This is a genomic window from Nostoc sp. UCD121, assembly GCF_014222285.1.
Taxonomy (GTDB): domain Bacteria; phylum Cyanobacteriota; class Cyanobacteriia; order Cyanobacteriales; family Nostocaceae; genus Nostoc.
Genome location: NZ_JACKZS010000206.1, coordinates 1 through 13,360, shown reverse-complemented (window position 1 = coordinate 13,360; position 13,360 = coordinate 1). Strand labels below are relative to the sequence as shown.

At 38.5% G+C, this 13,360-nt stretch carries 8 protein-coding genes; 3 read left to right on the top strand and 5 right to left on the bottom strand.

The features are described from left to right. Positions 1–90 precede the first annotated feature (90 nt). Positions 91–1,032 carry a hypothetical protein gene (locus GNF10_RS29510; protein ID WP_185585500.1) on the bottom strand — a complete coding sequence of 314 codons (942 nt, stop codon included), beginning with the start codon at positions 1,030–1,032 and terminating at the stop codon, positions 91–93. 424 nt (positions 1,033–1,456) lie between these two features. After that, positions 1,457–2,347, bottom strand: a complete 891-nt coding sequence (locus GNF10_RS29505; protein ID WP_260445988.1) for a class I SAM-dependent methyltransferase — start codon at positions 2,345–2,347, stop codon at positions 1,457–1,459. A 114-nt stretch (positions 2,348–2,461) separates the two neighbouring features. Here GNF10_RS29505 and GNF10_RS29500 point away from each other — a divergent pair, with 114 nt between their 5' ends. Further along, on the top strand, positions 2,462–4,717 hold the full coding sequence (locus tag GNF10_RS29500) for a filamentous hemagglutinin N-terminal domain-containing protein (RefSeq protein WP_185585499.1): 2,256 nt from the start codon (positions 2,462–2,464) through the stop codon (positions 4,715–4,717). A gap of 12 nt (positions 4,718–4,729) precedes the next feature. Then, a complete protein-coding gene (locus GNF10_RS29495) occupies positions 4,730–7,234 on the top strand; it encodes a CHAT domain-containing protein (RefSeq protein ID WP_185585498.1) in 2,505 nt (834 codons plus the stop codon). On the opposite strand, the gene GNF10_RS29490 is transcribed toward GNF10_RS29495, so the two are convergent. Genes GNF10_RS29490 through GNF10_RS29480 form a run of 3 tightly spaced genes read right to left on the bottom strand, consistent with a single transcriptional unit; the run spans position 7,195 to position 11,618 of the window. Continuing rightward, the gene (locus GNF10_RS29490; protein WP_260445989.1) at positions 7,195–8,199 is read right to left on the bottom strand and encodes a M48 family metallopeptidase; all 1,005 of its coding nucleotides are present in this window, start codon (positions 8,197–8,199) and stop codon (positions 7,195–7,197) included. The genes GNF10_RS29495 and GNF10_RS29490 overlap by 40 nt on opposite strands. Positions 8,200–8,232: 33 nt before the next feature. After that, the gene (locus GNF10_RS29485; protein WP_185607315.1) at positions 8,233–10,191 is read right to left on the bottom strand and encodes a tetratricopeptide repeat protein; all 1,959 of its coding nucleotides are present in this window, start codon (positions 10,189–10,191) and stop codon (positions 8,233–8,235) included. Beyond that, entirely contained in the window at positions 10,176–11,618 is a 1,443-nt protein-coding gene (locus GNF10_RS29480) for an NB-ARC domain-containing protein (RefSeq protein WP_185607314.1), read from the bottom strand. The genes GNF10_RS29485 and GNF10_RS29480 overlap by 16 nt, the downstream gene beginning before the upstream one ends. 1,029 nt (positions 11,619–12,647) lie before the next feature. On the opposite strand from GNF10_RS29480, the gene GNF10_RS29475 reads away from it, so the two are divergent. After that, a partial coding sequence (locus GNF10_RS29475; RefSeq protein WP_185607313.1) for a DUF3854 domain-containing protein occupies positions 12,648–13,360 on the top strand: 713 nt, incomplete at its 3' end.

Below are 13,360 nucleotides of genomic sequence, written 5' to 3'. Positions count from 1 at the left end.
TCCAGAATTTGAATTGTGGCGAGAAATATTTGAAAGTGAACGAGTTTAGTAAACTTTGTTGCATTAAATTATTGTTTACTAGCTGTATCGTCACTTCTGCTGCTTCCAAACAAGGTTGTACTCTCTCTCAACAAATGCCAGCAGCTTTGACTGCAAGGATGACAGATAAGGTTTGGCCTGTTTCCCCAACCACTGCAACAGCCAATCCACAGCCTCGTCACGGTTGGTTACTTGATGCAACTGCCGTAACCTTACACATAACTGCTGCATGAATTGGCAATCTTCATCAAGCAGTTCCAGTGATTTCAGGTGTTCGATTTTTACGGTATAGTCACCATCCCAGGTTTGAACTGTACAGCTATAGTCTCCAACATGAGTTACCACACCCCAATAACCCGCTTTCCCTCTCAAGTCTGGATTGTCTTTTGGCAGAAGAATGCATATTTCACCAATATGGTAAGGATTGGGGATTTTTGGACTTTCGCGTATCCTATCCACAACGTCTTTCACTATGCGACCAGATGGAAGCTTATTGCCAGCTTGCTCTACTGCCTGCTGCCATACATTCGCTTGCACAGCCGGTTCCAACTCAGCTTTTGCCAAAAACCGCAGTTGTCGTTCGTTGGTCGGCATTGGAATTTGCTGACCATTGGTCGGCAAAAACTTTTGAAGATTCTCGTAAACAGCAGTAGCCGAAATCTTCAAGTACGCTGCATCACGGCTGTAACCAAAGCGTTCGCGGCAGTATTCTTCAAAAGTCCGGTGCGTGGAACGGTACAGCCGTCTGTCCCTCAACTCCATCAGCGCCTGGCCTGCTTCTAAAAACGCACGTTCTACACGGCGTTCTAAGTTCAGCCGCTCGTTTTGTTCTTCAGGGGTCAACTCTCTGATTTCAACAGCCACAACCTCGATGGTTGCTAATGCTGGCTTATCTTGGGCAGAAATATTTTCGGCAGCAGAGTCGGCTGCTAGCTTTGGTTCCTCAGATGTCGCAGGGGTAATTTTCTTGCGTCTGGATGGTGGTTTGTTCATTATTCCACCTCCAGGCTGACAGCAGTCGAACAAATATTGAGTTGTGTCATCATGAAGTATAGAGTTTTTATTTATGCCCCCATCCTTTAAACAGGTTGGGGTTTTTCATTGCTTTTTATATTTTGCAGCCTTAAAGCACTACCAAATATAAAACTCATTAAAAAATTTCATAGACCAATTATCAAAAAACCACTACGCCAGAGGTACCACAACAAAATACTGTTTGGGCGTATTCTAGAAAATACCCTCTTCAAGACATGGGTAAAACAACCGCTAATGCTTGATTATTTGACGGCGAGTATTGCATTTGGGGTGACTAGATGAATCTCATCTAGGTTGAAACCCGTAGTTTTTCCCTATCGGGTTTGAAATGAGTTGTAACCCACACTCGATATTGAATTTTATTTAGAATGAAAGGGCTTATTTAAATTTTTTGAGCAAAGAAAAGAACCGATAAATAGGGTTTGGTAACATATCCCCCGTGAGCATTTAATATCTGTATAATAGCATCAGAAAAATCTTGCTTTTTAGTTTCAGTAAATTCTTGATAAGCAGTTTGAGTTTTCAGAAGACCTAGATATCGCTCTGCATCATAATCAATAGACCAAGGATATTGTTTGACCACTAAATTTTTGAAACAAAAACTATTTAATATCCAGGTTTCTCTTTTTTTTATTAGTGATTCAACTGAGGATGGTTTAGCATTAGATATTGTAGGTACATATTTTTGAAACGTTTTTTTGAGTGCCTGAAATATTGAAGTATCGGGTAAAATAGAGAAATTCCAAAAAAACGCAATATAACCTTTTTCTTTTAAAGCTTGTGCAACTTTTGGATACCCTTTTTCACGATTTACCCAATGAAAGGCTTGAGCAGATATTGCTAAGTCAAAGGCTTTTGGGCGTAAATTCCAATCCTCTAAAGTAACTGTCTCAAATGTCACCTTTGGATATAAACGCATATTTTGAGATGCTATTGCAATCAGTCTTTCACCTGGCTCTAAACAGCAGATAGCATAGCCCTTTTCAGCAAATGGAACAGTTCCCTTACCTGTCCCTGTTCCAATATCTAAAATTGAAGCTGAATCTGGAAGATTAGCCATCTCAATTACATCTTCAATCAATTGAGATGGATAACTAGGGCGTGCTGCATCATAGATTTCTGCAACTTCATTAAAGGACTCACTACGTTTTCTGCTCATCACTGATAAATCCACAAACGTATTTTGCTCCCGATCACTTTCGCTCGGATTTGAGAAAATATTAACAGTTTTACCACTAGAGAAAAAGCCTCTGTCTCCAATCCAATTTGACAAGACGCTACCGCTACTATTAATCTATATCATTGGTAATCAATTCGGGTGCAGGGTGCAAGTCTGTACTAAAAACAAATAATTCAGAGACCAACCGAGAAACTTTTACCATGATTTATGACAAAAGCTTTATCCTGGCTTATTAAGGGCAGCACTTTGTTTTGTCTATTGCCTTGGGAGCCAATTGCGGCACAAATTGTTCCAGATGCAACCCTAAGAGTCAACTCCAGCGTCACAATAGAGGGCAATAATACCAATGCAATAACGGGAGGAACCCAAGTCGGAAGCAATTTGTTCCACAGCTTTGAACAGTTTTCTGTACCCACAGGAAGCGCAGTCTACTTCAAAAATGCCCCAGACATCCAAAACATTTTGACAAGAGTGACAGGTAGCTCAGTATCTAATATTGATGGTTTAATTCAAGCTAACGGCATAGCCAACGTATTTCTTATTAATCCCAATGGGATTGTTTTTGGGCTGAATGCTTCACTAAACATTGGCGGCTCGTTTGTCGGCACTACTGCCAGTAATATTAAATTTGCTGATGGCATCTCCTTCGATGCTAAACCCCTTAGTGGTGCAGAACCATTGTTGACAGTGAGCGTGCCTGTGGGATTAGGATTTGGGACAAATGCGGGAAATATTCGCGTCTTTGGAGACGGCCAAGGTATAAGAAAAACTTCAGACCTCATAGATACTAGTTCTGGTCTGCGCGTGCAGTCAAATCAAACCTTAGCTTTGGTGGGTGGTAATATACTACTCTCACGCGGAACCCTTAAAACAACAGGGGGACAGATTGAATTAGGCAGCGTGGCTGGAGCAGGTTTGGTCAATCTGATTCCTACAGATAAAGGCTGGACATTGGAATATTCAGGCATCTCAGCCTTTGGAGAGATCCAGTTGTCTGGAGCAGCAGCAGTTGATGCCAGTGGGAATGGTGGTGGCAATATTCAAATACAAGCCATGAAGTTAATGCTAGACGGTGGTTCTCAGATTGAGTCCAGCACATTAGGAGCAGGAACGGGGGGAACATTGAAAATTAATGCTTCAGATTCAGTGAACCTGGTGGGATTACCAGAAGTTGATTCGTTTTTCAACACTGGTATATCGAGCCTAGTTTACCCAAGAGCTACCGGAGCTGGTGGTAACATCAATATGGAAACTGGGCGGTTAAATGTCCGGGATGGAGCAGGGATCGCTGCTGGTACGTATGGCTTCGGAAATGCTGGTTCTATAGATATCTTAGCTCATGATTCAGTAGAAGTACTGCGAAAACTAACAGCCAATGCAGGCAGTTCCATAACAAGTTTGGCCCAACGAGGATCTACCGGATCTGGCGGTAACATTAAGATTGAAACTGCGCGGTTAAGTCTACGCTCTGGAGGAGTGATATCATCAGGCACATTTGGGCAGGGCTCGGGAGGCAACGTATCTATAAATGTTGACGAAGAAGTGCAAGTAACCGGAAAGTCACTAACTGGTAATTCTCCTAGCAGAATATCAGCTCGAACTGGAGGAACTGGAAAGGCTGGAAATCTGACAATCGAAGTAGAACGATTAACTGTCACTGATGGTGGAAGAGTAAATATTGGTGGTGAAAAAATTCCAAAAAATCTCAACTTTCAGCCAGGACAAGGAAATGCAGGAACCCTCCGAATCAACGCAGACAGTATCAATCTAGACAGAGGTACTATCACAGCTGGCACAGAGGGCGGCACAAAAGGCCAAGGAGGCGACATTTTCTTACACTCTGGTTACTTACAATTACGTGACAGTATCATTACTGCGACTGCTGGGGGTAATGGCGACGGCGGCAACATCACTATCAACACAGATATCCTAGTTACAATAAAAAATAGCAGCATCACCGCAAATGCCTTTGAGGGTCGTGGTGGGAATATCACAATTAATGCTAAGGGACTTTTCTTTTCCCCTGATAGCTTGATTACAGCTAATTCCAAGTACGGAATTAACGGTACTGTTCAATACAACATCGCTGATACTAACATTTACCCTATTCAACTAAAAACAGAAATAATTCCAATAACTCCTGAAATCATCCCAGTTTGTCAGGCACAAGCAGGCACAGAAGTAAATAGTTTTCGAGTTAGTAGTACTCGCAATATCCAATCTAAGCCTAACAACCTGATGTATAACAATGTTGAGCAAAGTAACTCTGTTCCAGTTCCACCTTTTAATAATTCACATAATCCAAAATCATTAAGAAGTAACCAAGCTACACAAATCATAGAAGCCAACGTTTTGATTCGGGATTCTCAAGGTAATTTAGTTTTGACGACAGACCAAGCAAATCCAACCCGGGATAATGCTTCACTGTATGCAAGTTCTTGTTTTTCAGGATCTCAGTGGTAAAAAGATATAAAAATGATTTCACCTCAATGTTGCTTTAAATATGTTTTCTCAGGTATTCTAGGGCTGTCTCTAATTTTAATTCAATCATCTTCCCCTGCCCAGACTGTAAAAAAAGAAAAAGAATTTCTCAAAAATCAAGCGGTATCCCTGACTTCTTCAGGTCACGAACAATTAGCTCTAGATCGTGCGGACGAAGCTTTAAAAACTTGGCAGGAATCTACGAAAATTTATCGTCAACTAAACGATCAAGAGGGAATTACGGAAAGCCTGATTAATCAAAACCTTGCTTTCCAAGCATTAGGATTACACAAAGAAGCTTGCAATATACTTTTAGAAGCTTTGAAGTTGAATACAAATCTAGGTCTTTGTGACACGACTTTGCAAAAACCCGCTCTTGCTGAAAACGAGCAACTGACGACATTAGTTGGTAAGCAGAAACCAACATCAGTTAACTTGCTTGGATTAAATAATCTAGGAGAAGTCTTGCGGATTTTGGGGAAGTTAAATGAATCTCAAACAGTTCTACAAGAAACATTAACGTTAGCAAACCTTGTATCTTCATCAAAGATTAGTGGAATTTATCTATCTTTGGGTAATATTGAACAGACAATTTATCAGCAATTGCAAGATAAATATTCTTGGATAGAGGAACCACTTTTTCGAGAGCAGATTGCTAATATTATTCCACAAAAGGCGCAAAAATCACTCTTGTATTACCAAATACTAGAAAACATACCAAATATCTCGAAATCAGCTAAACTGCAAGCTCAGTTGAATCATTTGACTTTACTGATAAGTTTTGAAAAATGGCTAATTCATCAACCAAATCAAGCGAACCTTCATCAGAAAGTTAATCAACAAATCCGAGTATTGGTAAATAAAATAGATGAAAATTCTTCTGCCTTTTTGGAGTTATCACCTGAACCATCTATTCATGCTAGATTGAACTTGGCTAATAACCTGAGTCAGATCCCAGATGAACAGTTAAAATCTGTGGCAATTCGGTATACCAAATTAGCTCTCCAAATGGCTCGAACTATTAATAGTACCCGATGGTTATCCTATAGTTTCGGAACTCTGGGTAAATTATCAACACAAACAGAACAAAAACAGGCATATTTTAGCAAGGCTTTAGAGTTAGCTGAATCAATTCAAGCTTCGGATATCGCTTATCAATGGCAGCAGCAGTTAGGGCAGATTTACGAGAAACAGGGTCAAACTGAGTTAGCGACTAAAAATTATAATGCGGCTATCACAAATATGACTCAAGTTCGTGATAGCCTTTTGTCAACTAATGGGGACTTACAGTTCTCTTTTCAGGAGGAAATGGAACCGACATATCGCAACTATATGCGATTACTCCTATCCGCTCCTAATCCTGATTTAAAAAAAGTAATACAGATAAACGAAGGGTTGCAGATAGCACGCTTAGAAAACTTTCTCAGATGTGGCAAGCTTGACCTTGTTGCTTTGAATCAGCTTCAGAACCTCAATAGCGCCCCAACAGTAATTCACATTATTGATTTAGGGGATAGTATAGAAGTAATTGCTCAGTCAACAGATGGCTCACTTCACCACCATTCTATTAATTCTAAACTAGTTCGATTCCAGATAGATCATCTTTTAGCAGCTTTACAAAATGAAAATTTTTCTGAGATTGGCGAAAGCAGCATTACTACTTCTTCTCAAGGAATTTATGAAAAGCTAATTGCACCAATTAAAAAATATCTACCCACATCAGGAACACTCGTATTCACTTTAGATAAATCTTTCCAAAGCATACCAATGGCATTGTTATATGATGGAAAACATTATCTAATAGAACGTTACAGTATTGCAGAAACTTTAGGTTCTAAAATTAGACAACCTAGAGTCTTACATGAAAACCAGATGATAGCTTTAATAGCTGGACTATCAAAACTTAGCCCCAGTTCTACAGATCCAAATGCACCTAAAAATATGGATAATTTGCTCTCATCAAAACAGGAAATAAAAAATGTAGAAAAACAAACTAAATCGTCAGTTGCCTTGTTAGACAATAAGTTTACCCTTAAAAAGTTTAAAGAAGAACTAACTCAAAATAATTTTCCTATTGTACATATTACTACCCACGGTCAATTTAGTTCTGACCCACTCAAAACAGTACTGGTTGCCTATGACAAGCTAATTAATATTAGAGATTTTGACAGCTTAATCAGAGGTAAAACTGAAAATAGTCAAGATGCAATTGAGTTACTTGTTCTCAGCGCCTGCGAAACAGCTAAAGGCAACAAGCAGTCAGCAATGGGTATTGCGGGAATGGCTGCCCAAGCAGGAGCGCGTAGTACTGTTGCTACTTTGTGGCGCGTGGAAGCTGATTCTACCGCTTTGCTTATGCAAGAATTTTATAAAGGTTTGAACAATGGCTTGCCAAAAGCAGAAGCACTACGTCAGGCGCAATTAAGTTTACTGTCAAATCCTAAATATAAGAAGGCTTATTATTGGGGTGGGTTCCTCCTGGTTGGAAGCTGGTTGTAAAATTCCACTAATTTTAGCCCTGTTTGGGCTTTTTGGAACTCTTTGGAATTATTGCTACTTTTCGCTAACTCAGATGCCTTGATATATTCGGATTTCGCCTCCTTTGGCAACTTGGCCTTCAGATAGCGATCGCCCAGTACTCTGTAAAGAGTCGGATTTCGCCTATTATTTGCTGTTGCCGTTTTTAACATCTCAATTGTTTCATTTAAAAGATTTTCTGCCGTATAAATAACATCTACGTCAAGAATAGTTTCATCTGGAGGTAGCCCTAAGTCTTTGATCCGTTTAATATTTTGTGCAATTTGTTCTTGGGAAGCTACAGATAATACGTCCACAAACGTTTCATCATAGCTAAAAGCTTCACCATCTTTATAAGCAAAAACATATATTGTATATGGAGTCCCAGGTTGAAATTCTTTTTCATCACTTGGGTAGGCAAGCCGAGTTTGATTTACAACTTTTTCCCACCCAAACTCGTAACTTTTTACTTTGACTTTGTAAGAAGTAGCACCCTTAACAGCAGTCCAAGTTATTTCTGGACGAGAATTCAATGTTGATGTGCTATGAGGAGAAATGATTATTGGCTCATCGCTCCCTTCTGTGCCACCTTTTCGTATGTGACACGCATTAGTATTGGTTGGATTGCAAGTGGATAAGGCTTCGTCAGGCTCTGCACATTTATCAAGAGGAATAGTTCCACTAGATAATTTTAAAATCTTTCCAGAACTAAAGCATAAAAATTCTACATAATCACCATTTACAACTTTTATTGTATCTCCCTTACAAATTAAGCTCCCTGCTGACAAGTGCTTGTTACCCTTACTTATTATCCTTCCCATTTGTGGATCACAATGAACCTGATTTCTTCTTACTCTTATGAGCGGTACATTTGCTAGCAATGGTAGATGAATTAGTATTAAAGAAGTTAAACAGTGCATTCCCCCAAAAAACATCAGCTTTTTCATTCTTTTACAAGCATAAATGGCTTGAGCATCTTATCATTTATCAAGTATGCGATCTAGCAGTTCTTGTCTCCAGCGAAACACTTCTGGTAGACTAGATTTAGTCAAAATACAAGCATCTATATAAGCTCTGGCGTAATTAAATTGACCTAATGATTCTTCTACTTGAGATAGCAAACAATATGCATCTGTTCTTTCGCTATCTAACTTTGTCGCTTTTTCTAGATATTTTTCGGCTTCAGTTAACTTATTTTCCATTAACCTTGCCCATCCTAAATCTTTATACAACGATGCTTGTAATTCCCGATTGTTAGTTTTCTGCAAACCTTTTAAAGCTAAACTAGCTGCTGCTCTATAATCCCCCTTTTTATTTTTCAATCTTGCTAAAGCCGCAACAGCAAACATAGCTTGATCGCTACTTCTAATAGCGATTTCATATTGCTTTTCTGCTAAATCATATTCTCCCTGTCCATCATAAAAATCACCTAATCCGTAATGTGATTCCCATTTGTTAGGCTTTAACTTAAAAATTATTTCGTAAGTTTTGTTAACACAATTATAGTCATATAACTGCTGACACGCAATTGCTAAATTATTATAAGCAGTATCGTCCTTCGGGTTGTACTTTATAGCTAGCTCGTAATTTTTTCTAGCAATCTTAGGGTCATTTTGATGCTGTAAACCCTTCTCAAAATAAAAAGTTGAGACTGAATTAGTTAAATCATGTCCATACTTTATTGCTCTTTGAAAGTCTTTTTCAGCATCGGCAATCCTACTTTCTTTATAAGCTTCTTTACCTTGAATTAAAAAATAATCTGCTACTGTATATTTTAAGCTAGGATTCAAATATACTGCTTTTTGAAAATCGTTCTCAGCTTGATCAAATTGATTTTCTTTATAAGCATTTTTACCGGAATCTAAATAATATTTAGCTACTAAAGGTAAAGATGCATATATCAAACCAACAATACTTAATAAACCTAATACAAACACACTAAGTTGAAACGGCTTTGATTTAATTACTCGATTAAGCTTTGATTGATTAGGTAAGCGCTCCAAACGCTGTATTATTATTTGAGTATTTTGTGGGCGCTGGCCAACAAAAGGAGCCATCATATCATCAAGTAAATCAGCCAGAAATTTATCTATGTGAAGTGCTTTATCTCTCCAAATTAGTCTTCCTGTCTGCTCGTCCATTTTGATTTCAATTAAAGAAATACCTGTGACTAAGTAAACAAAAGTTCTACCTAAAGCGTAAAAGTCTGACTGTGGTACGGCTTGTCCATGAATTTGCTCTAAAGGAGAGTAACAAGCTGTCCTAACAGCAGTTATTTCGTAACCATTACCGAATCCTGTAGTAGTTCCTCCACTAGTACTAACTTTGGCAAAGTAGGTTCTACTAAGCTGTCTTGCTCCACCAAAATCAACAAGTGCTAAATTCCCATCGGGTTGATGAACAATGTTTTCTGGTTTGATATCTCTGTGGAAGAAACCAGACCGATGAACTAAATCAAGAATCTCCATCAACTGCAATAACCATTCATAAGCCATTTCTTGGCTAATTCGTCCATAAGATTGTACCCACTGAGTCAAGTTCTCTCCTTCAAACTTATGCATAACTAGACAATGTAGTTCTAGAAGATTATCATTCAGCCTAAATGTGAAATAATCTTCCCTATTAGACTTGGGAATTCCAGGATGGTCTAGGATTTGTAATATGAGTGATTCTCTTTTAAGTAGCTCAACTAACTTAGAATCATCAATCCATCTTAATACTTTCATTACTCTTATTTGAGGCTGAGGATGTTCTTCTGTGCCAATATCCTCAATTTCAAAGACATCTGTGTAAGTATATGGATTTTGCTCCAAAGAACGCAACGGGCGCAGCAAACGAATACGCCCGTTTATTATCAATGGATTTCCACATACTAAACAATTTTCAGCGCTATCAGGATTATGACGTTGGGTGCAAAGAGGATTTATGCAGTAGCCCACAAGGTAACTTCCCTTGTTTGTATTGTATCTGGTATTTTATGTACTAATCCCAATGGATCAACTAAAATATACTTCTTAATAGATGCTTGTAAACTATAACTAGCTTCTCGTTTGTTCGATTTCCCAGCAATTTCAATTAATGAGCGTTGTTCTAAAACTTCTATTGCTGTAATTAGTTCAAAAACTGACAACTTCAAATCTACTCGCTCTTTTAAATTATCAATGAGTTTAGAGAATTCAATGGGAGTCGAGTTTTCTGACATTTCTTCTGCCAAATAAATCATTATTTGCCTTTGAAGATTATTTAAAAGTCCAACTTGTCCAAATTGCTGGTGTAGCATTGTTTCAAGCTGAGGATCAATCATAGTAGTTTGATATCTAAAAAATGTTTTTACACTCCCATCAAAAAAGCGATTAATTCTGTCAGCCAACGCTTCTAAACTTGATGGATTCCCAGAATAGTTTTCAATTAATCGCTTACATTCCTGCCCACTTAAACCTTTTTCTTGTAATATTTGCATTCCAGCATTTACATCTAAACCTTCTAATTTGAAAGAGCGAATAGGTAGTCTTGTAGTCACAGAAGCAAATTCTTTCAAAGGCAACTGACTTGTTATAATAATGCAGCTTTCATGCTTCCCTTCTGTAAGTTTTAAAAGGAATTTTTCATATTGTAATCTTTTTCCAAAATCATCTGCTAACAATAGCTTTTCAAATCCATCAATTACTAGTAGACAACGATGTAAGTGAAGCTGTCTTGATAGTAAAGATATGCTATCTATAAAAGAGTTTTCACTTGCTTCCATGTCTATTTCAAAAATTTTATTTAAGTCAATGACTAACTCATCAATTGACAACGAATGATTAACTTTTTTCCATATTATACATTCATATATACTGCTTAAAGAATCAAAAGTTATTTCTTCAACCAATTTAGAGGCTAATAAAGTTTTTCCTATTCCTCCAACTCCAGTAAAAACTATACAGCGCTCTTTAAATAGAGTAATTTGTTTCTTAAAATAGTTAATTTCATCTTTTCGTCCATAAAAAGATTTGATTTTAGGCAATTCTCCATAAATTCTAATATTGCCAACGAAACCATCGTTATCCAATCGGGATGCCTCTTCCTTCAGATAATCCCTCTTTGCTAGCTTAAGCAAAATAGATTTCAAAGATATTTTTGTTACTTTTACTCCATCACCAATAATTACTGAAAGCATACTCCATAGTGGTGGAGCTACTTTCTGCTGCAAATAGTATGCGTTATACCCCGAATCACTTGCCATCTCTTTATAATCTTTACTATCCCAAACTCCCCTAATAAGAACTTTTTCTACTTCTGTTAAATACCTTCCTGTAGATTGAAACACTTGTTCTTCTAATACTGCTAATACTCTTTTTACGTCTAAAACTTGGCTTGAATTCATGCCGACTTTTCCTTACGTAAGTAGGTATACATGAGGTTATATTTTACTCCTTAGTACTTAAAATGTCTACAAAGTTCACAATTATTAACTGAAGCTAGGTTCTCAAATTACCTTTCTAGGCTATATTGATTTAAATGCTACATCTTAATAGGGAGATTAACGCATCCTAGTACATTATCCGGTCTAGCTTGAGCATAAAAGTGTGAAAGAAGTTGACCAACGTCAACCAAGGAACACCGCCTGTGGGTATTTTTGATCACTGATTAACTCAATGGGTTTGTTTTGAAAAGCTTGTGTCTAGGTATCTTAACCTAAACCAAATATCTTCTGCTAATACATTTGAATTAAAGCTCTTACCTCGACTGAGTAAGACGACCAGAACTTCTGTAAAATCAAGCTAATTGAAAGGAGGCATGGAGGTGAAGATACAACAGTACGACTGTTTAATGCAAAAAGCGCCACTAAGGAGTCGCGCTTTCTACGTATTGCAAATTTCATATTGATCTAGAGCGGGTTTGATCTCGAAGGAACAAAAGAAGTTGTCGCTAAAGTTTGGCCACTGGTGCGACTACTAAATTGTCCGAGAGTTTTTACCGCGCTACCAGATCCATTATAGGGTCTGCCGCCTGGAAAGTCCATTCCCTGCGGTATGTTTTTGCTGTCGAAATTCATAAATTTTAGGTAAAGTTAAGTTTGGTTAAGAAATATCCCGAATTTTGTAGTTAAAAGCAGTAGTAGCGCGAATAACAGTTACCAGTTATCAGTTGGGAGTAGAGTCCAAGATTAGATAACTGATAACTGATAACTGATGCAACCCCCTCTGAACTTGTAAACCGAGTTATCAGGGGAAAATATAGTGAAAAACAGAGAACGCCCCAAGAGCGCAGTATTAGAGCGCATGGGGTCGAGTGCAGCTTTCGTATGGCAATTTTGTGCTGTGACGAAGGGAAATTTTCGGAATATCCAGGCTAGAGCAAGAGTTTCGCAGCTTGAAAGAGTTCTCTCTAAGGAATTCCGAGGGGAGAACCGATGAATGCCTCTCCAACTGAATATCCAAACAATCTCACGGCTGCGGAATACCATGAGTTGTTAGCTGGTAGCGCCATTCATCCGGCGTTAATTAAGCGCAACTTTTTCCACATTGAGGGAGAATCAGTTTATGATTTCCTGTTCATATCTGATAAACTGCCACGCAAGAATGCGGGTCGGGTAACAGATGGATACATAAAAATGTATCAGCATCTATTACTAGGTGGGACGTGGATTCAATCACTTGACCCATTCAAAAACTGGCAACCGATGGAATGGGGGCGGATCAAGCCCAACTTTCCTCGCATTGATTGGCAAAAAGGTAAACCAGTCAAATACGAGTCGCCACCCAAGACAGCAAACCGTGTTACCTACTTCGATATCGCTAACCCCATTTGGGACAAAGTTGCAAAACGCTATTTAATTAAGCGCTATCATTCGCTTTTGGCGCTACGCTTACTGGATCAACTCAATCCGCTAATATTTTGGGAGTGGGTGAAACAGCATCCAGAAATTCCGATTATCTTATGCGAGGGCGAGAAGAAAGCCGCTTGCTTGCTCTCTTTGGGGTTTGTAGCGATCGCACTTCCGGGAATTTGGAACGGGCGGGTCGGAAGACGGGATTTTGATGAACGATTGCATCCTGACTTAGTACCAATGGCTCAGGCGGGACGCAAGTTCATTATTTTATTCGACTACGAAACTTCTTCTAA

Excerpts from the sequence above, each read along its gene's own strand:
- GNF10_RS29510 (WP_185585500.1), bottom strand. The coding sequence starts at position 1,032 with ATGAACAAACCACCATCCAGACGCAAGAAAATTACCCCTGCGACATCT.
- GNF10_RS29500 (WP_185585499.1), top strand. The coding sequence starts at position 2,462 with ATGACAAAAGCTTTATCCTGGCTTATTAAGGGCAGCACTTTGTTTTGT.
- GNF10_RS29495 (WP_185585498.1), top strand. The coding sequence starts at position 4,730 with ATGATTTCACCTCAATGTTGCTTTAAATATGTTTTCTCAGGTATTCTA.
- GNF10_RS29490 (WP_260445989.1), bottom strand. The coding sequence starts at position 8,199 with ATGAAAAAGCTGATGTTTTTTGGGGGAATGCACTGTTTAACTTCTTTA.
- GNF10_RS29480 (WP_185607314.1), bottom strand. The coding sequence starts at position 11,618 with ATGAATTCAAGCCAAGTTTTAGACGTAAAAAGAGTATTAGCAGTATTA.